This is a genomic window from Pseudomonas oligotrophica, assembly GCF_021726475.1.
Classification (GTDB): Bacteria; Pseudomonadota; Gammaproteobacteria; order Pseudomonadales; family Pseudomonadaceae; genus Stutzerimonas; species Stutzerimonas oligotrophica.
Genome location: NZ_JAKJRU010000003.1, coordinates 236,866 through 258,596 on the forward strand (window position 1 = coordinate 236,866; position 21,731 = coordinate 258,596).

At 68.1% G+C, this 21,731-nt stretch carries 21 protein-coding genes; 9 read left to right on the plus strand and 12 right to left on the minus strand.

What is annotated here, in order from left to right; all coding sequences use genetic code 11:
* Positions 1 to 38: 38 nt before the first annotated feature.
* A complete protein-coding gene (leuA, locus tag L3N39_RS08120) occupies positions 39 to 1,709 on the minus strand; it encodes a 2-isopropylmalate synthase (RefSeq protein ID WP_237256821.1) in 1,671 nt (556 codons plus the stop codon).
* Positions 1,710 to 2,000: 291 nt separating this feature from the next.
* Between leuA and L3N39_RS08125 the strand changes: the two genes are divergently transcribed.
* Both L3N39_RS08125 and L3N39_RS08130 read left to right on the plus strand, forming a co-directional pair.
* A complete protein-coding gene (locus L3N39_RS08125; RefSeq protein ID WP_348983396.1) occupies positions 2,001 to 2,420 on the plus strand; it encodes a DUF2946 domain-containing protein in 420 nt (139 codons plus the stop codon).
* Between the two features lie 51 nt (positions 2,421 to 2,471).
* Complete coding sequence (locus L3N39_RS08130; protein WP_237256822.1) at positions 2,472 to 4,670, plus strand: TonB-dependent copper receptor; 2,199 nt, start codon at positions 2,472 to 2,474, stop codon at positions 4,668 to 4,670.
* Positions 4,671 to 4,812: 142 nt separating this feature from the next.
* Here the strand turns inward: L3N39_RS08130 and L3N39_RS08135 are convergent, their stop codons facing one another.
* From L3N39_RS08135 to xseA, 4 genes are all read right to left on the minus strand, one after another.
* Positions 4,813 to 6,105 (minus strand): mechanosensitive ion channel family protein, encoded by a 1,293-nt coding sequence (locus L3N39_RS08135; protein ID WP_237256823.1) that lies wholly within the window; start codon positions 6,103 to 6,105, stop codon positions 4,813 to 4,815.
* Between the two features lie 58 nt (positions 6,106 to 6,163).
* A complete protein-coding gene (locus tag L3N39_RS08140; protein ID WP_237256824.1) occupies positions 6,164 to 6,706 on the minus strand; it encodes a hydrolase in 543 nt (180 codons plus the stop codon).
* A gap of 17 nt (positions 6,707 to 6,723) precedes the next feature.
* Positions 6,724 to 7,548: a M23 family metallopeptidase gene (locus L3N39_RS08145; RefSeq protein ID WP_237256825.1), complete on the minus strand. Its 825-nt coding sequence runs from the start codon at positions 7,546 to 7,548 to the stop codon at positions 6,724 to 6,726.
* Positions 7,549 to 7,618: 70 nt separating this feature from the next.
* On the minus strand, positions 7,619 to 8,995 hold the full coding sequence (gene xseA, locus L3N39_RS08150) for an exodeoxyribonuclease VII large subunit (protein ID WP_237256826.1): 1,377 nt from the start codon (positions 8,993 to 8,995) through the stop codon (positions 7,619 to 7,621).
* A 112-nt stretch (positions 8,996 to 9,107) separates the two neighbouring features.
* Between xseA and L3N39_RS08155 the strand changes: the two genes are divergently transcribed.
* From L3N39_RS08155 to tadA, 5 genes are all read left to right on the plus strand, one after another.
* Entirely contained in the window at positions 9,108 to 9,659 is a 552-nt protein-coding gene (locus tag L3N39_RS08155) for a sugar ABC transporter ATPase (RefSeq protein WP_237256827.1), read from the plus strand.
* A 93-nt stretch (positions 9,660 to 9,752) separates the two neighbouring features.
* Positions 9,753 to 11,222, plus strand: a complete 1,470-nt coding sequence (gene guaB, locus L3N39_RS08160; protein ID WP_237256828.1) for an IMP dehydrogenase — start codon at positions 9,753 to 9,755, stop codon at positions 11,220 to 11,222.
* Positions 11,223 to 11,331: 109 nt separating this feature from the next.
* The gene (gene guaA / locus L3N39_RS08165) at positions 11,332 to 12,912 is read left to right on the plus strand and encodes a glutamine-hydrolyzing GMP synthase (RefSeq protein WP_237256829.1); all 1,581 of its coding nucleotides are present in this window, start codon (positions 11,332 to 11,334) and stop codon (positions 12,910 to 12,912) included.
* Between the two features lie 110 nt (positions 12,913 to 13,022).
* A complete protein-coding gene (locus tag L3N39_RS08170; RefSeq protein WP_237256830.1) occupies positions 13,023 to 14,393 on the plus strand; it encodes a multicopper oxidase family protein in 1,371 nt (456 codons plus the stop codon).
* Between the two features lie 17 nt (positions 14,394 to 14,410).
* Entirely contained in the window at positions 14,411 to 14,905 is a 495-nt protein-coding gene (tadA, locus tag L3N39_RS08175; protein ID WP_237256831.1) for a tRNA adenosine(34) deaminase TadA, read from the plus strand.
* Position 14,906: 1 nt separating this feature from the next.
* Here tadA and L3N39_RS08180 read toward each other — a convergent pair whose 3' ends face one another.
* Together L3N39_RS08180 and argF are read right to left on the minus strand one after the other, a co-directional pair.
* Positions 14,907 to 16,016, minus strand: a complete 1,110-nt coding sequence (locus L3N39_RS08180) for an ABC transporter ATP-binding protein (protein ID WP_237256832.1) — start codon at positions 16,014 to 16,016, stop codon at positions 14,907 to 14,909.
* Complete coding sequence (argF, locus tag L3N39_RS08185; RefSeq protein WP_237256833.1) at positions 16,013 to 16,930, minus strand: ornithine carbamoyltransferase; 918 nt, start codon at positions 16,928 to 16,930, stop codon at positions 16,013 to 16,015. Before argF ends, L3N39_RS08180 begins: the two co-directional genes overlap by 4 nt.
* 277 nt (positions 16,931 to 17,207) lie before the next feature.
* Here argF and grxD point away from each other — a divergent pair, with 277 nt between their 5' ends.
* Positions 17,208 to 17,534 carry a Grx4 family monothiol glutaredoxin gene (grxD, locus tag L3N39_RS08190; RefSeq protein WP_237256834.1) on the plus strand — a complete coding sequence of 109 codons (327 nt, stop codon included), beginning with the start codon at positions 17,208 to 17,210 and terminating at the stop codon, positions 17,532 to 17,534.
* Positions 17,535 to 17,631: 97 nt separating this feature from the next.
* Here grxD and bfr read toward each other — a convergent pair whose 3' ends face one another.
* A complete protein-coding gene (gene bfr, locus L3N39_RS08195) occupies positions 17,632 to 18,102 on the minus strand; it encodes a bacterioferritin (RefSeq protein WP_237256835.1) in 471 nt (156 codons plus the stop codon).
* Between the two features lie 192 nt (positions 18,103 to 18,294).
* Positions 18,295 to 18,507 carry a bacterioferritin-associated ferredoxin gene (locus L3N39_RS08200; protein WP_237256836.1) on the minus strand — a complete coding sequence of 71 codons (213 nt, stop codon included), beginning with the start codon at positions 18,505 to 18,507 and terminating at the stop codon, positions 18,295 to 18,297.
* Between the two features lie 158 nt (positions 18,508 to 18,665).
* On the opposite strand from L3N39_RS08200, the gene L3N39_RS08205 reads away from it, so the two are divergent.
* Positions 18,666 to 19,205, plus strand: a complete 540-nt coding sequence (locus L3N39_RS08205; RefSeq protein WP_237256837.1) for a YaeQ family protein — start codon at positions 18,666 to 18,668, stop codon at positions 19,203 to 19,205.
* A gap of 7 nt (positions 19,206 to 19,212) precedes the next feature.
* Here L3N39_RS08205 and L3N39_RS08210 read toward each other — a convergent pair whose 3' ends face one another.
* From L3N39_RS08210 to L3N39_RS08220, 3 genes are read right to left on the minus strand one after another with little or no spacing between them, the layout of a single operon-like run.
* The gene (locus tag L3N39_RS08210) at positions 19,213 to 20,127 is read right to left on the minus strand and encodes a 5-oxoprolinase subunit C family protein (protein ID WP_237256838.1); all 915 of its coding nucleotides are present in this window, start codon (positions 20,125 to 20,127) and stop codon (positions 19,213 to 19,215) included.
* Positions 20,124 to 20,828, minus strand: coding sequence for a 5-oxoprolinase subunit PxpB (gene pxpB / locus L3N39_RS08215; protein ID WP_237256839.1), 705 nt, complete (start codon positions 20,826 to 20,828; stop codon positions 20,124 to 20,126). Before pxpB ends, L3N39_RS08210 begins: the two co-directional genes overlap by 4 nt.
* Entirely contained in the window at positions 20,825 to 21,574 is a 750-nt protein-coding gene (locus L3N39_RS08220; protein ID WP_237256840.1) for a 5-oxoprolinase subunit PxpA, read from the minus strand. The genes pxpB and L3N39_RS08220 overlap by 4 nt, the downstream gene beginning before the upstream one ends.
* Positions 21,575 to 21,731 lie beyond the last annotated feature (157 nt).

Genomic DNA, 21,731 nt, shown 5'->3' on the forward strand with positions numbered 1-21,731 from the left:
AGGGGACGCCCCGGGCGTCCCCTTTCTTCACCCCAGGCTCAGGCCGCCTGGCTGGCCGACTCGCGCAGGGCCCGGTTGAGGGCGCTGAACAGCGCGCGGATGCTCGCCGTGGTGATGTTCTCGTCGATGCCGATGCCATGCAGCGGGCGCTGGCCGTCCAGGCGTACCTCGATGTAGGCCGCGGCCCTGGCATTGCTGCCGGCGCCGATGGCGTGCTCGTGGTAGTCCATGATCTCCAGCTTGACCGGCAATGCGGCGACCAGCGCTTCCAGCGGGCCCTTGCCGATGCCGCGCCAGTGCTGCGTCTGGTTGTCGGCGAGCACCTCGACATCGAGCGCGCTGGTGCCGTTTTCCTCTTGCAGGCGATGGCCCTTGAGCGCATAGGGCGCGGTGGCCTGCAGGTATTCGCTCTCGAGCAGCGCGTAGATCTGCCGGGCACTCATCTCCAGGCCGAGGCGGTCGGTTTCCTTCTGCACCACCTGGCTGAACTCGATCTGCATGCGCCGCGGCAGGCTGATGCCGTATTCCTGCTCGAGCAGGAAAGTGATGCCGCCCTTGCCCGACTGGCTGTTGACGCGGATGACCGCCTCGTAGCTGCGGCCGATGTCGGCCGGGTCGATCGGCAGGTAGGGCACTTCCCAGATCCCATCCGGATCCTGCTGGGCGAAGCCCTTGCGGATCGCGTCCTGGTGCGAGCCGGAGAACGCGGTGTGCACCAGGTCGCCGACATAGGGGTGGCGCGGGTGCACCGGCAGCTGGTTGCATTCCTCGACCACCTTGCGCACGGCATCGATGTCGGAGAAGTCCAGCTGCGGGTCGATGCCCTGGGTGTACATGTTCAGCGCCACGGTGACCAGATCGACGTTGCCGGTGCGCTCGCCGTTGCCGAACAGGCAGCCCTCGACGCGGTCGGCGCCGGCCATCAGGCCCAGCTCGGTCGCCGCTACGCCGGTGCCGCGGTCGTTGTGGGTATGCAGGCTGACCAGCACGCTGTCGCGGCGGTCGATGTGCCGGCAGAAATACTCGATCTGGTCGGCGTAGATGTTTGGTGTGGCCGCCTCGACGGTGGCCGGCAGGTTGAGGATCAGCTTCTGCGCCGGCGTCGGCTGGAACACCTCGATCACCGCGTTGCACACCTCGACTGCGAACTCCGGCTCGGTGGAGCTGAAGATCTCCGGTGAATACTCGAAGCGCCAGTTGGTCTCCGGGTTCTCGGCGGCCAGGCGCTTGATGATCGTGCCGGCGTTCACGGCGATCTGCACCACGCCGGCCTTGTCCTGGTTGAAGACGATGCGGCGGAAGCTCGGCGCGGTGGCGTTGTAGTAGTGGACGATGGCCTGCCTGGCGCCCTTGAGCGACTCGAAGGTGCGGGTGATCAGGTCCTCGCGGGCCTGGGTCAGCACCTGGATGGTCACGTCGTCGGGGATGTGGCCGCCTTCGATCAGCTCTCGGACGAAGTCGAAGTCGGTCTGCGAGGCCGAGGGGAAGCCCACCTCGATCTCCTTGATGCCGACCGCGACCAGCGTCTTGAAGAAGCGCATCTTCTTCGCCGCGTCCATCGGTTCGATCAGCGACTGGTTGCCATCACGCAGGTCGGAGGAGAGCCAGATCGGCGCCTTGTCGATCACCCGGCTTGGCCAGCTGCGATCGGTGAGGTTGAGCGGGGCGAAGGCGCGGTATTTGCGAGAGGGATCCTTGAGCATGGTCATGGCGGTTTTCCTGCGGTTCCGAGGCCTGCCTGCAGCAGGCGGGCCAGCTGATCGATGACGAAAGACGCGACGTTATGCGTTCGCCCGATGTGCTTGCAAGGGCTGGCATAAAATTGGTGATTCCTGCCGTTAATCAGTGATTTTCAGAATAAAATCAAATCAAAAGACGATTGTGCGCAATTCAATCATCTTGCTGCGTTGCGGCGACATGCCGCAGTCGAGGCGCTGGCCGGCGTGCGATCATCGGCCCGCTTCGTGACGAAGCGCATTTGGACTGAGCAGGGTAGAGCGGTGAAGCGACGGGCCTATTCGACGACGAGCATCTGGCTTGGCCTGTTCGCCATGCTGATGATCCACGTCGGCCCGCTGTACTCGGCCCTGCAGGTCGCCCAGCGCCACTCCGCCGCCCTCGCGACGGCCTCCGTCGAGCACGCCGGGCACGCCGGGCATGTCGCCCATGCCGAGCACGACGCCGGCGCCCCGGTGCATCACCGCCAGGCTCGCCACGGCGAGCCGCAATGGCTCGCGGCCCTCGAGCTGTGCGGCTACTGCGAGCTGCTCACCCTCAACCCGCCGCTGAGCCTGGCCGTCGACCTGGCGCTGCCCGAGCATCGCCCGGTTCATTTCCAACCGCTGCCCGCCGTACCGCTGGTCGAGGCGCCGCGCCACAGCCGCGGCCATCCGCGAGCCCCGCCTGCTTTCCACGCCTGATCTGCCGGGCCGCAGCCTGCGGCCGCCCAACAATCAGTAGTGGAATCAGCTATGTCCAAGAAGCTTTGCGACAGTCGCGCACGGGCGCGCCTGTCTGGCAGTTTTTCCGTTCGCCCGAGTCGCCTGCACTGGCGCCTGGCGCATCTGACCTTTCTCGGCCTGGTGGCCGGCGGCGCCCTGGCGGCCGAGACCGATGAGCACGCCCTGCACGCCGGGCACGAGCAGCCCGTGGAGCTGGCGCCGCTGGTGGTGACCGGCGTGGCGCAGGCCTCGCCGCTGAAGGTGGTCACCGATCCCAAGCTGCCGCGCCAACCGGTGCCGGCCAGCGACGGTGCCGACTACCTGAAGACCATCCCGGGCTTCTCCGCGGTGCGCAACGGCGGGGTCAACGGTGACCCGGTGTTCCGCGGCATGTTCGGCTCGCGCCTGAAGCTGCTGTCCAACGGCGGCGAGATGCTCGGTGCTTGCCCCAATCGCATGGATTCGCCGGCGTCCTACATCAGCCCGGAGAATTTCGACCGGCTGACCGTCATCAAGGGCCCGCAGACGGTGCTCTGGGGGCCGGGTGCCTCGGCGGCCACCGTGCTGTTCGAGCGTGAGCCCGAGCAGTTCGGCGAACCCGACTGGCGCCTGAATACCAGTTTCCTGGCTGGCTCCAACGGGCGCTTCGACCGCATCCTCGATGCCGCCGCCGGCGCCGAGCAGGGCTACGCACGGCTGATGGCCAACAGCTCCCAGGCCGACGACTACGAAGATGGCAACGGCGACACCGTGCCGTCGCGCTACGACAAGTGGAATACCGACGTGGCGCTCGGCTGGACGCCCGACGCCGACACCCTCGTCGAGCTGACCGCCGGGCGCGGCGACGGCTATGCGCGCTATGCCGGGCGTGGCATGGACGGCAGCCAGTTCCAGCGCGAGAGCCTCGGCCTGCGCTTGCAGAAGACCAACATCGGCGAGACCTTCTACGGCCTGGAGGCGCAGGTCTACTACAACTACGCCGACCACATCATGGACAACTACAGCCTGCGCGACTTCGTGCCGTCGATGATGATGCCCAACCCGACGCTGTCGCGCGTCGACCGCCGCACCCTGGGCGGACGCCTGGTCGGCACCTGGCAGTGGAGCGACGTCGAGCTCAAGGCCGGGGTCGATGCCCAGCGCAGCGAGCACCGCAAGCTGATGAACCCGGCCGGTGCCGCCAACCAGATGGTCACCGCGGCCGGCAGCGATGCCTTGCCCTGGGTGCCGGACGCCATGCTGCACAACTACGGCGCCTTCGGCGAGCTGACCTGGCAGCTCAGCGAGCGCGAGAAGATCATCGGCGGCCTGCGCCTGGACCTGCACGAGGCGACCGACGAGCGCGAGTTCTTCCGCAGCCACGATGCCTCGAGCATGCCGATCGTCTCGCGCGACTGGGACAACCCCAGCGCCGGCGAGACCCGTCGCGACACGCTCTACAGCGGCTTCCTGCGCTACGAGGAGCGCCTCGCCGAGCTGCCGGCGACCTGGTACGCCGGCCTCGGCCACGCCGAGCGCTTCCCCGACTACTGGGAGCTGTTCGTCTCCAACCCCGGCCCGGTCGGCACGCTGCAGCCGTTCGACTCGGTGCGCCCGGAGAAGACCACGCAGCTGGATGTCGGCCTGCAATACAGCCAGGGGCCGCTGCAGGCCTGGGTCTCGGCCTATGCCGGGCTGGTCGAGGACTACATCCTGTTCAGCTACGTGCCGGGCGTGATGCCGAACATGATCCGCGCCGAGGTCAGCAACGTCGACGCCACCATCGCCGGCGCCGAAGCCGGCCTGGCCTACCGCTTCACCTCGAACTGGAAGGGCGACGCCAGCCTGGCCTACGCCTGGGGCGAGAACCGCAGCGACGGCCGCGCGCTGCCGCAGATCCCGCCGCTGGAAGGCCGCCTCGGGCTGACCTACGAGCGCGACAACTGGAGCACCAGCGGCCTCTGGCGCGTGGTCGCGTCCCAGGGCCGGGTCGCCGAGAACCAGGGCACCGTGGTCGGCAAGGACTTCGACGAGAGCGCCGGCTTCGGCGTGCTCTCGCTCAACGGGGCCTACCGCCTGAACCAGACGGTCAAGCTCAGCGCCGGGGTCGACAACCTGCTCGACAAGACCTACAGCGAACACCTCAACCTCGCCGGCAGCGCAGGCTTCGCCGACTACGGGCTGGATGCCACCACGCGCATCAACGAGCCCGGGCGCACCCTCTGGGCGCGCGTCGACCTGAGCTTCTGATCCGCCAGGCAACGGGGCGTCCGCCCTCGTTGCCGTCGTAGGTTGGCGCTGGGGCACGGGCGACCGGGTTCACTGGCGCTGGCCTCATGGACGAGGCATGGGCAGCGCCGGGGTGTGCATGAACCCGTGCCCCAGCGCCAGCCTACGATCCCTGCGCCTGGCTTCGGTCAGGCGCAACCTCCTGCATGCGGGGCTGCGGCCGGTTGACGGCGTCGCACCAGTCGCGCATGTCGCCTCCCGAAGGATGCTGGAACACCCGCAGGCCGAATTCCGGCAGGATCGCCAGCAGGTGGTCGAAGATGTCCGACTGGATCGCCTCGTACTCGGCCCAGGCCACGGTGTTGGTGAAGCAGTAGATCTCCAGCGGCAGGCCGTCCGCGGTCGGGCTCAGCTGGCGCACCAGCAGCGTCATGTGCTGATGCACGCCGGGGTGGCTGCGCAGGTAGCGCTCGACATAGGCGCGGAAGCTGCCGATGTTGGTCACGCGGCGGGTATTGACCGGTTCCTGGCCCCGTTCGGCGAGCCGGGCGTTCCACGCGTCGATTTCCTTGCGCTTGCTGGCCAGGTAATCCTCCAGCAGGTTGAAGCGATACAGCCGCTTGCGCTCCTCGGCGTCGAGGAAGTGCACGCTCTGCTGGTCCAGGTAGAGGCTGCGCTTGATGCGCCGGCCGCCACTTTCCTGCATGCCGCGCCAGTTCTTGAACGAATCGGAGATGAAGCGCTTGGTCGGGATGCTGGTGATGGTCTTGTCCCAGTTCTGCACCTTGACCGTGTGCAGGGCGATATCGATGACATCGCCGTCGGCATTGAGCTGCGGCATCTCCACCCAGTCGCCGACTCGGATCAGGTCGTTGGAGGTGATCTGCACGCTGGCCACCAGCGACAGCAGGGTGTCCTGGAAGATCAGCATCAGCACCGCGGCCATGGCCCCGAGGCCGGAGAGCAGGATCAGCGGTGAGCGGTCGATCAGGGTGGCGATGATGAGGATGGTGGCGATCGCGTAGAGCACGATCTTGACCACCTGCAGGTAGCCCTTGATCGGGTGGATGCGCGCATCGGAACGGCGCTGGTAGAGCGCGTTGATCAGGTCCAGCATGCCGCCGAGGGCCAGCGCGACGGTCAGCACGATGAAGCCGCCGCAGACGTTGCGCACCACCGTGACCGCCGCTTCCGGCAGGCCCGGCACCGCCTGCACGCCGGTGGCCAGCACCAGCGCCGGGACGATGTTGGACAGCCGCTTGAAGACCCCGAAGTTCTCGATCTCCAGCGGGCGCGCATGGCGCAGCAGCTTGTACAGCCCACGCACCAGGATACGCTTGACGATCCAGTTGCAGAGCCAGGCGGCGAGGATCAGCGCGGCGCTGGCCAGTAGCGTCTGCAGGTAGGGATGGGCGTCGAGCCAGTAGATCCAACCGGTCAGTTGTTCTGTCGGCATGCAGTCTCCTTGCGGGCGTGGGTTGCGGCAACGGCCGGCGGGTGCATCGTCGGCTCGCTCAGCGGATGAACTCGCGGCTGATCGCCTTGAACAGCTCGGTGCCGGCCTGTTCCATCCACTCGAAGGCGACCATCTCGCGCGAGACGATCTCGGCGCCGGCCTGGCGCATGCGCGCCAGGGCCAGGGCCTTGTCGCTGGCGCGGCGCGAACTGACTGCTTCCTCGACAACGAACACGCGGTGGCCACGCTCGAGCAGGTCGAGCACCGACTGCAGCACGCAGACGTGGGTTTCGCAGCCGCAGACGACGAACTGCCGACGTTCGCCGCCTGGGCGCTTGAACAGCTCGCCGTCGGCAGTGGCGGAGAAGTGCAGCTTCTCGACGATGGCCTCGGCCGGCACGCCGTCGCGCAGGGTGGCCACGGTCGGGCCGAGGCCCTTGCTGTACTGCTCGGTGAGCAGCACCGGCACGCCGACCCGGGCGGCGATCTGCTGCAGCCAGGCGCTGTGCTCGACCATCGCCTGGCCGTCCTGGATCGCCGGCAGCAGCCGCTCCTGGATGTCGATGATCAGCAGGGTCGATTCCTTGGCTCGGGTACGCATGCGGGGACTCCTTGGGTTCAGTGCTTGAAGGCGCCGATGAAGATGGCGGGATCGACGCGGGCATCGTTGAGGCTGACGTTCCAGTGCAGGTGCGGGCCGGTCGCCCGGCCGGTGGCGCCGACCCGGCCGAGTACCTGGCCGCGAGCCAGGCGGTCGCCGGGCTTCACGTCGATGCGCGACAGGTGGCAGAACATGCTGATCAGCCCCTGGCCGTGGTCGACGAACACCGTCCTGCCATTGAAGAAATAGTCGCCGACCAGCGTGACCTCGCCGGCCGCCGGCGCCTTCACCGGCGTGCCGGCCGGCACGGCGAAATCCAGCCCCGAGTGCGCGTTGCGCTCCTGGCCATTGAAGAAGCGGCGCAGGCCGAAGGGCGACGACAGCGGCCCGTCGACCGGACGATCGAACAGCAGGTTGCTCGGCTGCGCCGGACTGAAGCGACGGTAGGCGCGGGTCTGCTCGGCCAGTTCGCGCTCGATGCGCCTGAGGTCGTCCGGGTTGGGGTCGACCTGGCGCTGGTTCTTCAGGGTGATGTGCTGGGCGCGGTAGTCGCGGCCGCCGACCTGGAACGCCAGCGGTCGGCCGTCGACCGTCAGCTGCTGCGTGCCGGCCGCGGTGCCGAGCGGGATGCCGACGATGGCGATCCAGCGCCGGCCGTCTTCACGGAGGGTCAGCACGGGCTTGCCGTCGTAGCGAGCCTGCGGCGGCTGCGCGGCGTCGCCCAGGTCGACCACGGCGACGCCGCCGGGCACCGGTTTGTCGAGCAGGCGGGTGAGGAAGCCTTCGGCCGAGGCAAGGGCCGGCAGGGTCAGGGCGAGAAGCAGGGCGAGACGGCGCAGCATGAACGGGTCCGAGATGGGCGGGCTGCCCATCCTCGCGCAAATCGACCGGCGGATAAACGCCTGCCGCGGCTCAGAGCAGCGGCAGGGTGGTCGGTTGCAGGTGGTTGTCCTCGACCCGCAGGTCCAGTTCGCCTTCGCCCAGGCGTGCCTTCAGGCGCTGGCCCGGCTCGGTCTGCGCGGCGCGACGGATCGCCCGGCCGCGCTCGTCGAGCAGGATGCTGTAGCCGCGACCGAGGGTGGCCAGCGGGCTGACGACGTGAAGCGTCTGCGCCAGGCCCTGCAGGCGCTGCTGCCGCGTTGCCAGCGCGCTGCGCATGGCCCGTGGCAGGCGCTGGGCCAGCTGCTCGAGGCGCTGGCCCAGCAACTGCAGCGTGCGCCCCGGATGCCGTGCGGTCAGGCGCGTCTCCAGCCGGGCCAGGCGCTCCTGCCCGGCGCACAGCCGGCGATCGATGGCGCGCAGCAGGCGCTGTTCCAGGTCGTCGATGCGCTGGGCCTGCTGCTGCAGCCGCTCGCCCGGATGGCGCAGGCGGCGGCCCAGGCCATCGAGGCGCAGGGCCTCGCGGCGCAGCCGCTCGTGCATGCGCAGCAGGAGACGCTGGCGCAGGCCGTTCAGGCGCTGCTGCAGGTCGGCGTTGCTGGGGGCGAGCAACTCGGCGGCCGCCGAGGGCGTCGGTGCGCGCACGTCGGCGACGAAGTCGGCGATGGAGACGTCGGTCTCGTGGCCCACCGCGCTGACGATCGGCGTCCGGCACGCGGCCACGGCGCGCGCCACGGCTTCCTCGTTGAAGCACCAGAGGTCTTCCAGCGAGCCGCCGCCGCGGGCGAGGATCAGCGCGTCGAAGCCCTGGGCATCGGCCAGGGCCAGGGCGCGGACGATCTGCGCGGTGGCTTCGCGGCCCTGCACCGCGGTGGGGATCAGGGTCAGCTCCACCTGCGGCGCGCGGCGGCGGAACACCGAGACGATGTCGCGGATCACCGCGCCGGTCGGCGAGCTGACGATGCCGACGCGGCACGGATGGGCCGGCAGGGCGCGCTTGCGCTCGGCGGCAAACAGGCCCTCGGCGGCGAGCTTGTCCTTCAGTGCCTCGAAGGCCAGGCGCAGCGCGCCGTCGCCGGCCGGCTCGACGCTGTCGAGGATCAGTTGGTAGTCGCCACGGCCCTCGAACAGCGAGACCTTGCCGCGCACCTTGACCGCGAGACCGTCGCGCAGCGCCTGGCGCACGCGCAGGGCGTTCTGCCGGAACAACGCGCAGCGCACCTGGGCGTTCCTGTCCTTGAGGGTGAAATAGACGTGGCCCGAGGCCGGACGCGCCAGGTTGGAAATCTCGCCCTCGACCCAGACCTGGGCGAAGACATCCTCCAGCAGCAGCCGTGCACGGTTGTTGAGCTGGCTGACGCTGAGCACGTCGCGGTCGAGATTCAGGCGCTGGAAGGGATCGTTGAGCATGGCGGCGATGATAAGCCCGTCGGGCGCCGGCGCCTACCGAGGCCTGGCTGGCGGCGCTAAGATGCGCGCCTTTTTCGACGCCGCCTGCCTCGTGGCAGGCCAGGGGACGATCGTGCAGCCGAACCAGATCATCGTGGTGCCAAGGATTTCCAGCGTGCCGGGGCGCGAGGCGCGGGCCCGCAAGGTGCTGCGCTGGCTGGTCGAGCGACGCATCGTCGAGGCACTGCCGACCACCTGCGGGCGCGGGCCGGGCGGGATGGCCTATGCCATCGCCGACGGCGCGCGTCGGGTCGTCCAACGGCCGGAGCGCCTGCCGTTCGGCCAGCCGATCAATGGCCTGGAGATCGTCACCGAGCGCTGCATCTATACGCCGACCCGCGAGTTCGCCGAGGAGGCCGGCTGCCCCGAGTGCCGGCGGGAGATCGGCACGGTGCTGTTCGACAGCCTGGAGACCTGGATGCCCGGCGAGACGGACAACTTCACCTGCCCCGAATGCGGCTTCGAGGACGACATCAACGGCTTCCTGTTCATCCCGGCGTGCGCCTTTTCCGACCTCGCGTTCGTCTTCAACGACTGGGCCGAGGCCGGGCTGCTGGATGCCTTCGTCGCGGAGTTCGCCGAGCGGCTGGGCTTCGCCTGCGCGCAGGTACGGGTCGATTGCTGAAAGCCGGCGATCATGCGGGACTCACGCGTTGAGCGCGGCGGGGTCGATGGGTATAATGCCGCGCTTCCTTTTTCCCGCCTGGGAGCCCCCGCCATGCTGCGTATCAGCCAAGAAGCCCTGACTTTCGATGACGTCCTCCTGATCCCGGGATATTCCGAGGTCCTGCCCAAGGATGTCAGCCTCAAGACCCGCCTGACCCGTGGCATCGAGCTGAACATTCCGCTGGTCTCGGCGGCCATGGACACCGTGACCGAAGCCCGCCTGGCCATCGCCATGGCCCAGGAGGGCGGCATCGGCATCGTCCACAAGAACATGAGCATCGAGCAGCAGGCGGCCGAGGTGCGCAAGGTCAAGCGTCACGAGACCGCCATCGTCCACGACCCGGTCACCGTCTCGCCCGACACCAAGATCAGCGACCTGCTGCGCAAGGCCCGCGAACTGGGTTTCTCCGGCTTCCCGGTGGTGTCCGGCAAGGAACTGGTCGGCATCGTCACCGGCCGCGACCTGCGCTTCATGCCCAACACCGGCGACACCGTGGCGGCGATCATGACCCCGAAGGAGCGCCTGGTCACCGTCCAGGAAGGCACCTCGCTCGAGGAGATCAAGGCCAAGCTGTACGAGCACCGCATCGAGAAGATGCTGGTGGTCGACGCCAGCTTCCACCTGCGCGGCCTGGTCACCTTCCGTGACATCGAGAAGGCCAAGAGCTACCCGCTGGCCTCGAAGGACGAGCAGGGCCGCCTGCGCGTCGGCGCGGCCGTGGGCACCGGTGCCGATACCGAAGAGCGCGTCGCGGCGCTGGCGGCGGCCGGCGTCGACGTGGTCGTGGTGGATACCGCCCACGGCCATTCCCGCGGCGTGATCGACCGCGTGCGCTGGGTCAAGGAGAACTTCCCGCAGGTGCAGGTGATCGGCGGCAACATCGCCACCGCCGAAGCCGCGCTGGACTTGGTCAAGGCCGGCGCCGACGCGGTCAAGGTCGGCATCGGCCCGGGCTCGATCTGCACCACCCGCATCGTCGCCGGCGTCGGCGTACCGCAGATTTCCGCCATCGCCAACGTCTCCGCCGCGCTGCAAGGCACCGGCGTGCCGATGATCGCCGATGGCGGTATCCGCTTCTCCGGCGATCTGTCCAAGGCCATCGTCGCTGGCGCCAACGCGGTGATGATGGGCTCGATGTTCGCCGGTACCGAGGAGGCGCCGGGCGAGGTCGAGCTGTTCCAGGGGCGCTCCTACAAGGCCTACCGCGGCATGGGCTCGCTCGGTGCCATGGCCCAGGCGCAGGGTTCCTCGGACCGCTACTTCCAGGATTCCTCGGCCGGCGCCGAGAAGCTGGTGCCCGAAGGCATCGAGGGCCGGGTGCCGTACAAGGGCGCGCTGTCGGCGATCATCCACCAGCTGATGGGCGGCCTGCGCGCCTCGATGGGCTACACCGGCTCGGCGACCATCGACGAGATGCGTACCCGGCCGCAGTTCGTGCGCATCACTGGCGCCGGCATGGCCGAGTCGCACGTGCACGACGTGCAGATCACCAAGGAAGCGCCGAACTACCGCGTCGGCTGAGAAAGCGGTTTGCCGGTCGCGCGACGCGGCAGATCGATCTTTGGAATGTGAACAACGGGGCTGCTCGATCAGCCCCGTGTCATTTGCGAACACCACGAGAGATGCCCACATGGCTCATCCTGACATCCACGCCCACCGCATCCTGATCCTCGACTTCGGTTCCCAGTACACCCAGCTGATTGCCCGCCGCGTGCGCGAGATCGGCGTCTACTGCGAACTCCATCCCTGGGACATGAGCGAAGAGGACATCCGCGCCTTCGCCCCACGCGGCATCATCCTCGCCGGCGGCCCGGAATCGGTGCATGAGCAGGGCAGCCCGCGTGCACCGCAGGCGGTGTTCGACCTCGGTGTGCCGCTGTTCGGCATCTGCTACGGCATGCAGACCATGTCCGAGCAGCTCGGCGGCAAGGTGCAGGGCTCGGATGTGCGCGAGTTCGGCTATGCCCGCGTCGACCTGGTCGGCAAGTCGCGGCTGTTCGATGGCATCGAGGATCACATGGACGACGACGGCGTGTTCGGCCTCGACGTCTGGATGAGCCACGGCGACAAGGTCACCGACATCCCGCAGGGCTTCCATATCCTGGCCAGCACGCCGAGCTGCCCGATCGCCGCGATGGGCGACGACACCCGCGGCTACTACGGTGTGCAGTTCCACCCGGAAGTGACCCATACCAAGCAGGGTGGGCGCATCCTGTCGCGCTTCATCCTCGAGATCTGCGGCTGCGAAGCGCTGTGGACGCCGTCCAACATCGTCGAGGACGCCATTGCCCAGGTGCGTGCCCAGGTCGGCGATGCCAACGTGCTGCTCGGCCTGTCCGGCGGCGTGGATTCCTCGGTGGTCGCGGCATTGCTGCATCGCGCGATCGGCGACCAGTTGACCTGCGTGTTCGTCGACAACGGCCTGCTGCGCCTGCACGAAGGCGACCAGGTGATGGCCATGTTCGCCGAGAACATGGGGGTCAAGGTGATCCGCGCCGATGCCGAGGCGCAGTTCCTGGAGAACCTCGCCGGCGAGGCGGACCCGGAGAAGAAGCGCAAGATCATCGGCCGCACCTTTATCGACGTCTTCGATGCGCAGGCGAGCAAGCTGGAAAACATCCAGTTCCTCGCCCAGGGCACCATCTACCCGGACGTGATCGAGTCGGCCGGCGCCAAGAGCGGCAAGGCCCACGTGATCAAGTCGCACCACAACGTCGGCGGCCTGCCGGAGGAGATGAACCTCAAGCTGGTCGAGCCGCTGCGCGAGCTGTTCAAGGACGAGGTGCGCAAGATCGGCCTCGAGCTCGGCCTGCCCTACGACATGGTCTACCGCCACCCCTTCCCGGGCCCGGGCCTGGGCGTGCGCATCCTTGGCGAGGTGAAGAAGGAATACGCCGACCTGCTGCGCCGCGCCGACGACATCTTCATCAGCGAGCTGCGCAAGGCCGACTGGTACCACAAGGTCAGCCAGGCCTTCGTGGTGTTCCAGCCGGTGAAGTCGGTCGGCGTGGTCGGCGACGGCCGCCGCTACGCCTGGGTCGTCGCCCTGCGCGCAGTGGAAACCATCGACTTCATGACCGCACGCTGGGCGCACCTGCCGTACGAGCTGCTGGAGAAGGTGTCCAACCGCATCATCAATGAAATCGAAGGCATTTCCCGCGTCACCTACGATGTGTCGAGCAAGCCGCCGGCGACCATCGAGTGGGAGTGATCTGAAGCAATGAGGGCAGCCCAGGCTGCCCTCATGCTGTGCGCAGCTTCCGCAGAGAAGCGCGTCGAGCCTGATGGGCCCATGAATTCGGACTGGCTGGAGCCCATGCAATGTCCTTTACCCGTAGACAGATTCTCGCCGGCCTGGCCGGCCTCGGTGTGGTCGGCCTGGCCGGCAGTGGCGCACGCTACTGGCTCGGTCGTCCGGCCGATGTCACCAACCACGACTATGAACTGATCGCCGCACCGCTGGATATCGAGCTGGTGCCCGGGCATGTCACGCCGGCCTGGGCCTATGGCGGCCAGGCACCCGGCGTGGAGCTGCGCGGGCGCCAGGGCGACTGGCTGCGGGTGCGCTTCACCAACCTGCTGCCGGAGCCGACCACCATCCACTGGCACGGCATCCGCCTGCCGCTGGAGATGGACGGCGTGCCCTATGTGTCGCAGCTGCCGGTGCTGCCGGGCGAGTCGTTCGAGTATCGCTTCCAACTGCACGATGCCGGCAGCTTCTGGTATCACCCGCACACCGCCAGTGCCAGCCAGCTCGGCCGCGGGCTGGTCGGGCCGCTGATCGTCGAGGAGCGCGAGCCCAGCGGGTTCGCCCACGAGCGGACGCTCAATCTGAAGAGCTGGCATGTCGACAAGCAGGGCGCCTTCACCGATTTCAGCGTGCCGCGCGAAGCGGCCCGTGGCGGCACGCCGGGCGTGCTGTCGAGCGTCAATGGCGTGCACCTGCCCACCCTCGAGCTACCCGCCGGGCAGGTGGTGCGGCTGCGCATCCTCAACCTGGACAACACGCTGACCTATCGGCTCAACCTGTCCGGTGGCGAGGCCAGGATCTACGCCCTCGACGGGCATCCGGTGGTGCCGCGACCGCTGGGCAAGGAGTACTGGCTGGGCCCCGGCATGCGCATCGACCTGGCGCTGAAAGTCCCGGCGGCCGGCCAGGAGATCACCTTGCGCAACGGCCCGCTGCGGCTGGCCGCCCTGCGCTCGGTGGCCAGCAGGCAGGCGCCGGGCGGCTGGCCGGCCGCGCTGCCGGCCAACCCGGTGGCCGAGCCGGACCTGGCCCGCGCCGAGACGCTGCGCTTCAACTTCGAGTGGGCCGGTGCCCTGTCCACCAACGTCGAGCAGGGCGGCGCGTTCAAGTTCTGGCAGGTCAACGGCCAGGCCTGGGACATCAACGACAAAAGCTGCGCCGAGCGGCCGATCGCGACGCTGCGCCACGGCGGGCACTATATCTTCGAGCTGCGCAACCTCAGCCAGTACCAGCATCCGATCCATCTGCACGGCATGGCCTTCAAGGTCATCGCCTCCAACCGCCGGCCGATCGAGCCCTGGTTCACCGATACCTACCTGCTGGGCAAGAACGAGACGGCGCGCATCGCCCTGGTGGCCGATAACCCGGGCGTGTGGATGTTCCACTGTCATGTGATCGACCATATGGAAACCGGCCTGATGGCCGCCATCGAAGTGGCCTAGCGCGCCAGGAACCCGGGATGAAAAGACTGCAGATCATCGACCGCAGCGGCGACGAGGGCTTCATGCGCGAGGCGCTGGCGCTGGCCGAACAGGGTGCGGCGCTGGGCGAGGTGCCAGTTGGCGCGGTGCTGGTGCAGGACGGGCGGATCATCGGCCGGGGCTTCAACTGCCCGATCTCCCGCCATGATCCCAGCGCGCATGCCGAGATGGTCGCCATCCGCGATGCCGCGCTGCAGCTGGAGAACTACCGGCTGCCGGGCAGCACGCTGTACGTGACGCTGGAGCCGTGCAGCATGTGCGCCGGGCTGATCGTCCATTCCCGCATCCAGCGCGTGGTCTACGGCACCACCGAGCCGAAGGCCGGTGTGGCGGTCAGTCGTGGTCAGTTCTTCGACCAGGCCTTCCTCAATCATCGCGTGCTGGTGGAGGGCGGGCTGCTCGCCGAGGAGTGCAGCAGCATGCTCAGCGAGTTCTTCCGCCAGCGGCGCCAGAGCGGTCGCGCCGACGCCTGATTCAGCGGCTGCTATAGCGCCGCACGCCGCGCTCGGGCAGCGTCTCGTGGGCGGCGACGCTGCCCTGGGCAGGGAATACCACCAGGTGGTCGGCGGCGATGGCGATGCCCACGTCCTGGCCCGGCAGATAGTCGGTGTGGCTGGCGAAGATGCCCTCGAGCTGGTTGCCGGTGGGCAGCTGCAGGCGGTACAGGGTAGAGGCGCCGAGGAAGGTCTTGCCGACGATCAGCGCGCGTAGCGGGCTGTCCGGCCGGTAGACGATGTCGTCGGGGCGCAACAGCACGTCCACCGAGCTACCGGCCGGCCAGGTGTAGGCCCGGTTGCCACGGATCACGCCAAGCTCGGTCTGCACCGTTTCCGGATCAAGCAATTGCCCGCGAATGAAGTAGCCCTGGCCGATGAAGCTGGCGACGAAGGGGGTCAGCGGCTCGTGGTAGAGATTGAACGGCGTGTCCCACTGCTCGAGGCGGCCATCCTTGAACACTCCGACCTGATCGCTGACGGCGAAGGCTTCCTCCTGGTCATGGGTCACCAGGATGGCGCTGGTGCCGCGGGCCTTGAGGATCTCGCGCACCTCCAGGCTGAGGTGCCGGCGCAGCTCCACGTCGAGGTTGGAGAAGGGCTCGTCGAGCAGCAGCAGCTCGGGTTCCGGCGCCAGCGCACGGGCCAGGGCGACGCGCTGCTGCTGGCCACCGGACAGCTCGTGCGGGTAACGCTGCGCCAGGGGCGCGAGATGCACCATCTCCAGCAGTTCGCCGACGATGCGCTGGCAGTCGGGGTGCTTGCGGATGCCGAAGGCGACGTTCTCCTGCACGCTGAGGTGGGGGAACAGCGCATAGTCCTGGAAGACCATGCCGATCCGGCGCTTCTCCGGAGCCAGGGTATGGCCCGGACGGGAGATCACCTGCCCGGCGAGCTCGATGCTGCCGTGGTTGACCGGCTCGAAGCCGGCGATGGCGCGCAGGGTGGTGGTCTTGCCGCAGCCGGACGGCCCCAGCAGGCAACCGATGTCGCCACGATTGAGGTGCAGGTTGAGGTCGCTGACCACGCGCTGCTGCTTGCCATAGCCGCAGGCCAGGTCGTGCAGCAGCAGCAGGGGCTCGTGCTTCATGTGCGGTGGGCGGGTTCGACGAGGAATTCCAGTAGCGCCTTCTGCACATGCAGGCGGTTTTCGGCCTGGTCCCAGGCGGCCGAACGCGGGTCGTCGAGCAGGTCTTCGCTGATCTCCTCGCCCCGATGGGCCGGCAGGCAGTGCAGGAAGATCACGTCCTCGGCCGCGGCATCCAGCAGCGCGCGGTCGACCTGGTAGGGCCGGAAGGTTGCCAGGCGTGCCTGGACCTCGTCTTCCTGGCCCATGGAGGCCCAGACGTCGGTGCTGACCAGCTGGGCGCCGGCCACCGCCTCGTGCGGGTCGCGCAGGATACGGACGCGGTCGCCGGCCAGGGCGAGCAGCTCGGCCTTGGGCTCGTAGCCCTCGGGGCAGGCCACGCGCAGCTGGAAGTCGAACTGGATGGCCGCCTCGATATAGGTGTTGCACATGTTATTGCCGTCACCGACCCAGGCGACCGTCTTGCCGGCGATGCTGCCGCGCTGCTCCTGGAAGGTCTGCATGTCGGCCAGCAGCTGGCAGGGATGCAGGTCGTCCGACAGCCCGTTGATCACCGGGATGCGGGAGTTGGCGGCGAATTCGGTCAGCGTGGCATGGGAGAAGGTGCGGATCATCACCGCGTCGAGCATGCGCGACATGACGATGGCCGAGTCGCTGATCGGCTCGCCGCGGCCGAGCTGGGTGTCGCGCGGCGAGAGGAAGATCGCCTGGCCGCCGAGCTGGATCATGCCGGCTTCGAACGATAGCCGCGTGCGGGTCGAGGCCTTCTCGAAGATCATGCCCAGCACGCGATTCTTCAGCGGTTCGAAGAGGATGCCTCGCTCGCGCAGATCCTTCAGTTCGATGCCGCGACGGACCAGGCTGTTCAGCTCCTGGGGCGTGCAGTCCATCAACGAAAGAAAATGCCGTGCGCTCATATCAACTACCTTTCATTGCCGCAGTCCGCGGTCCGAAGGCTTTTCCGGGGAAAACAGAAGGACCGACCACTGCGGGTCGCGAGGGTGCGACGAAACGGGGAAAGGCGCGATCTTAGCCACAAAAGACGCAGGGGTGCAAATCGACCCATCGCCCCGCTGCGAGGGGCCTCGGCAGGGCTTGCGACGGCCCGCGGGCAAACAAAACCGAGCTCGCCACTCGGCTTTGCCCGGGCTTATCCGCTACAATGCGCGGCAACCGTGTCTAGCCGAGGTACCCATGGACATCATCGAAACCATCAAAGAACAGATCGCCGCCAATCCCATCCTGCTTTATATGAAGGGCTCGCCCAACGCGCCGCAGTGCGGCTTTTCCGCGCGTGCCAGCCAGGCGGTGATGGGTTGTGGCGAGAAGTTCGCCTACGTCGACATCCTGCAGAACCCCGAGATCCGCGCCAACCTGCCGAAGTACGCCAATTGGCCGACCTTCCCGCAGCTGTGGGTCAACGGCGAGCTGGTCGGCGGCAGCGACATCATCCTCGAGATGTTCGAGAAGGGTGAGCTGCAGACCCTGATCAAGTCGGCCGTCGGCAAGGCCGACGCCTGATCCGGCCGCCGGCGCCGGGATTTCCGCAGCGCCGGCGACCAGCCAAAAAAAAACGCCATGCCCCGCGAGGGACATGGCGTTTTTCGTTGTGCTCGGCTTAGTCGTCCATCTGCGACTGCAGGTAGTTCTCCAGGCCCACCTTGTCGATCAGGCCCAGCTGGGTCTCCAGCCAGTCGATGTGTTCTTCTTCCGACTCGAGGATGTCCTCGAGCAGCTCGCGGCTGCCGTAGTCGCCGACGCTTTCGCAATAGGCGATGGCGACCTTGAGGTCGGCGATGCCGCCCTGCTCGAGCTTGAGGTCGCATTCGAGCATTTCCCGGGTGTTCTCGCCGATCAGCAACTTGCCCAGGTCCTGCAGGTTCGGCAGGCCCTCGAGGAAGAGGATGCGCTTGATCAGCTTGTCGGCATGCTTCATCTCGTCGATGGATTCTTCGTACTCGTGCTTGCCGAGGCGGCCCAGGCCCCAGTCTTCGTACATGCGCGCATGCAGGAAGTACTGGTTGATGGCGACCAGTTCGTTGCCGAGGATCTTGTTGAGGTGCTGAATGACCAGCTTGTCGCCTTTCATCGTCGCGGTCCCGAAGCAGAGGGTGGTGTCTGTCGAAGTCTGGCCACGATGCTCCGGGCTGTCAAACCTAAGCCCTTGAAAGCTAAGGCTAAAGCTGAACGAGAACGCTTGCGTTCCGCGCTTGGCGGCTAATGCATTGATTGCAGGCAGAAAAAAGCCGGGCTCAGGCCCGGCTTGCTGGCAGTCCGCTGGTCAGGCCGGGTGGAGCAAGGCCGTGGAGAGCGACTGTGCATTCTGCACATCGGCGAGTGTCTCGCGCACCACCTGCTTGGCCAGGCAGGCGCACTTGCCGCACTGCGTACCGACGCCGGTGGCATCGCGTACCTCGCGGTAGCTGCAGCAACCTTCGTAGATGGCCTCGCGGATCTGGCCGTCGGTGATGCCCTGGCAAAGACAGACGTACATGCGAACTACCCGTGGGAACTGTTTGATGGGGAGGATGCTAAATAGAATGAGAATGATTGTCAAAGTTCATCGCGGCGATTTGCGCTGCAGTTCGTCGGCTGCGCGAGTGCCACGTTCGGGTAGACTGCGCGACATTTTCTGTGTGCAGGAACGGGCCCATGGCGCTGCAAGCGACACCTTATAAAGTCGAACTGAATCTGACCGACCTGGATCGCGGGGTTTATGAAAACCTGCGCTTCACCGTGGCCCGGCATCCGTCGGAAACCGAGGAGCGTCTCGGCGTGCGACTGATCGCCTATGCGCTGTGGTATTGCGAGCAGCTGGCCTTCGGTCGCGGCCTGTCGGATGTCGACGAGCCGGCACTGTGGGAGAAGAGCCTGGACGGGCGCATCCTGCACTGGATCGAGGTCGGCCAGCCGGACGCCGAGCGCCTGACCTGGTGCTCGCGACGCGCCGAGCGCGTCAGCCTGGTGGCCTACGGCAACCTGCGGGTCTGGCAGGGCAAGGTGCTGGATGCTGTCCGCGGGCTGAAGAACCTGTCCATCGCCGCGATCGACTCCGATTCGCTGGCCGAGCTGGTCAAGGACCTGCCACGCAGCCTGCAGTGGGGCGTGATGATCAGCGACGGCACGCTATTCATCACCGACGAGCGCGGCCAGTTCGAGGTGGCGCTGGAGTGGCTGCTGGGCGAGCGCTGAGCGCGCCCTAGCGCCAGCGCGAGAGCAATTCGCGCTGCTGGCGTTGTGCGCTGTCCAGGGCGATCGGCCGCAGCCGCAGCGGCGTGCCGGGCAGGCACTGCGCCAGTTGCGCCACCGCCAGGGGCGTCAGGGCGCCGAGCCGCGGGTAGCCGCCGATGGTCTGGCGGTCGTTGAGCAGCACGATCGGCTGGCCGTCGGGTGGTACCTGGACGGCCCCCAGCGGCACGCCCTCGGAGATCATCGAGCGGCGCGCGCCGCGCAGGGCGGGGCCGAGCAGGCGCACGCCCATACGGTCGGCGCGCTGGTCGACGGTCCACTCGCTGTTGAACGCCTCGAACAGGCTGCGCCCGCTGAAATCACCGATCTGCGCCCCCAGCACCACCGCCAGCGGAGCGTCGGGCAGCGGCGCCTGGCCGGCATGTTCCGGCAGCGCGCGCGGTTCGGCGCGGCTGCCATTGCCATGCAGCCGGTCGCCTACGGCCAGCGGCCGGCCGTCGCCATGCAGGCCGCCGAGCTGCTCGCGCGCCACGGTGGCGCAACTGCCGAGCACCGGTTCGGCGCGGAAGCCTCCCGGCGCGGCGAGATAGGCGCGCAGGCCCCGGCGTGGCTGGCCGAACACCAATTGCTGGCCGCGGCGCAGGAGGAAGCTGCGACCCGGTGCCAGGGGCTGGCCGTCCAGCGTGGCGCCCAGGTCGGCGCCGCACAGTGCCAGGCAACTGTCGGATTCGGCGCGCAGGCTGAAACCGCCCAGCGTGATCTCGACGGTGGCTGCCTGCAGCGGATTGCCCAGCAGCCAGTTGGCCCAGCGCTGGGAAATCCAGTCGACGGCGCCGCCCTGGGTGACGCCCAGGTGGCGCACGCCGAAACGGCCGCCGTCCTGCAGGCTGGCCAGCGCGCCGGCGCGCTCGATGACCAGGCTCATGGGCGGGCCTCGAAGGGGCGGTCGTCGCCACCCAGTCGGACGAATTCGGCGTGATCGATGGCGACGAAGCGAACCCGGTCGCCCGGCTGGCAGAGGCTGTAGCCGTCCAGCTGGCGGTCGAACAGGCGCGCCGGGCTGCGGCCGATCAGGTTCCAGCCACCCGGCGAGGCCAGCGGGTAGATGGCCGTCTGGCGGTCGGCAATGCCGAGGCTGCCGGCCGGCACCTGCTGGCGCGGGGTCTGCAGGCGCGGGCTGGCGAGGATCTCGTCGACCTGGCCCATGAAGGCGAAGCCGGGGGCGAAACCGAGGGCGAACACCTGGTAGGTATGCCCGCTGTGGCGGGCGATCACCCCGGCGACGCCCAGCCCGCTGCGTGCGCCGAGTGCCTCGAGCTCGGGGCCGACGCTGGGGTCGTACCACACCGGGATCTCGTGCTGGCGCGCGCTGTTGCCGGTTGCCGGTTGCAGGCCCTCGAAGGCCTGGTGGATGCGCCGGCGCGCCTGGCGGTCGTCCAGCAGGGTCAGGTCGTAGTGCAGCAGCAGGGTGGTGTAGGACGGCACCAGGTCCAGCAGCGCCGGGCCGAACGCCTCGCGCAGGCGTTGGCTGGCGGCCAGCAGCCAGGGCATGTTGCGCTCGTCGATCCGCTCGAACAGGCGCAGCACCAGGCTGTCGATGCCGGCGACCTCGATCCGCGGGGTCATGCCGGCAGCGTCTGCAGGGCCTGGCGGATGCGTTGCACCGCGGCGACCGAGCCGGCGTTGTCGCCGTGCACGCAGAGGGTGTCGGCCTGCAGGAGCAGCGCGCTGCCGTCGCTGGCGATCAACGCCTCGCCGCGCGCCAGCCGCAGCGCCTGCTCGACCACGGTCGCGGCATCGTGGTGCACGGCACCCGGCAGGCTGCGCGCGAGCAGCCTGCCGGCGGCGTCGTAGGCGCGGTCGGCGAACACCTCGAAGAGTAGCTCGATGCCCAGTTCGTCGGCCAGGGCGCGGCTGGCGCTGTTATCGCGGGTGGACATCAGCATCAGCGGCAGGCTGGCGTCGTAGGCGGCGACCGCCCGCATCACCGCCCGCAGCAGCGCCGGCTGGCGCATCATGTCGTTGTACAGCGCGCCGTGCGGCTTGACGTAGCGGACCCGGGTGCCTTCGGCGCGGCAGATGCCGTCGAGCGCGCCGATCTGGTAGAGCAGCATGTTCTCCACCTCGGCCGGGCTGCAGGCCATGGAGCGGCGGCCGAAGCCGGCCAGGTCCGGATAGGCCGGGTGCGCGCCGATGCGCACCGCATGCTCGACCGCCAGCGCCACCGTACGGCGCATGACCTGCGGGTCGGAAGCGTGGAAGCCGCAGGCGATGTTGGCGCAGTCGATGAAGGGCATGACCTCGGCATCCAGGCCCATGCTCCAGGCGCCGAAGCTTTCACCCATGTCGCAATTGAGTAACAAGCGGCCCATGTGAAACGGCTCCTTCCCCTGGCTGGCGCGCCGTGCCGGTGCGGATGGCGGGCGCTGGTGGTGGTCGAGGGCATTATCCACGCATTTGCCTGGTCGGCCTGCCTGCGTGCTCGATTCGGCATTGCGGTATGCTTGCGCGCCTCAGTGGCATGGCCCG

Coding starts and splice junctions, on each gene's coding strand:
- L3N39_RS08210 (WP_237256838.1), bottom strand. CDS start 20,127: ATGAGCCTGGTCATCGAGCGCGCCGGCGCGCTGGCCAGCCTGCAGGAC.
- L3N39_RS08145 (WP_237256825.1), bottom strand. CDS start 7,548: ATGCTGCGCCGTCTCGCCCTGCTTCTCGCCCTGACCCTGCCGGCCCTT.
- L3N39_RS08205 (WP_237256837.1), top strand. CDS start 18,666: ATGGCGCTGCAAGCGACACCTTATAAAGTCGAACTGAATCTGACCGAC.
- L3N39_RS08170 (WP_237256830.1), top strand. CDS start 13,023: ATGTCCTTTACCCGTAGACAGATTCTCGCCGGCCTGGCCGGCCTCGGT.
- guaB (WP_237256828.1), top strand. CDS start 9,753: ATGCTGCGTATCAGCCAAGAAGCCCTGACTTTCGATGACGTCCTCCTG.
- argF (WP_237256833.1), bottom strand. CDS start 16,930: ATGAGCGCACGGCATTTTCTTTCGTTGATGGACTGCACGCCCCAGGAG.
- L3N39_RS08220 (WP_237256840.1), bottom strand. CDS start 21,574: ATGGGCCGCTTGTTACTCAATTGCGACATGGGTGAAAGCTTCGGCGCC.
- pxpB (WP_237256839.1), bottom strand. CDS start 20,828: ATGACCCCGCGGATCGAGGTCGCCGGCATCGACAGCCTGGTGCTGCGC.
- grxD (WP_237256834.1), top strand. CDS start 17,208: ATGGACATCATCGAAACCATCAAAGAACAGATCGCCGCCAATCCCATC.
- L3N39_RS08180 (WP_237256832.1), bottom strand. CDS start 16,016: ATGAAGCACGAGCCCCTGCTGCTGCTGCACGACCTGGCCTGCGGCTAT.
- xseA (WP_237256826.1), bottom strand. CDS start 8,995: ATGCTCAACGATCCCTTCCAGCGCCTGAATCTCGACCGCGACGTGCTC.
- L3N39_RS08130 (WP_237256822.1), top strand. CDS start 2,472: ATGTCCAAGAAGCTTTGCGACAGTCGCGCACGGGCGCGCCTGTCTGGC.
- bfr (WP_237256835.1), bottom strand. CDS start 18,102: ATGAAAGGCGACAAGCTGGTCATTCAGCACCTCAACAAGATCCTCGGC.
- L3N39_RS08140 (WP_237256824.1), bottom strand. CDS start 6,706: ATGCGTACCCGAGCCAAGGAATCGACCCTGCTGATCATCGACATCCAG.
- L3N39_RS08135 (WP_237256823.1), bottom strand. CDS start 6,105: ATGCCGACAGAACAACTGACCGGTTGGATCTACTGGCTCGACGCCCAT.
- guaA (WP_237256829.1), top strand. CDS start 11,332: ATGGCTCATCCTGACATCCACGCCCACCGCATCCTGATCCTCGACTTC.
- tadA (WP_237256831.1), top strand. CDS start 14,411: ATGAAAAGACTGCAGATCATCGACCGCAGCGGCGACGAGGGCTTCATG.
- L3N39_RS08200 (WP_237256836.1), bottom strand. CDS start 18,507: ATGTACGTCTGTCTTTGCCAGGGCATCACCGACGGCCAGATCCGCGAG.
- leuA (WP_237256821.1), bottom strand. CDS start 1,709: ATGACCATGCTCAAGGATCCCTCTCGCAAATACCGCGCCTTCGCCCCG.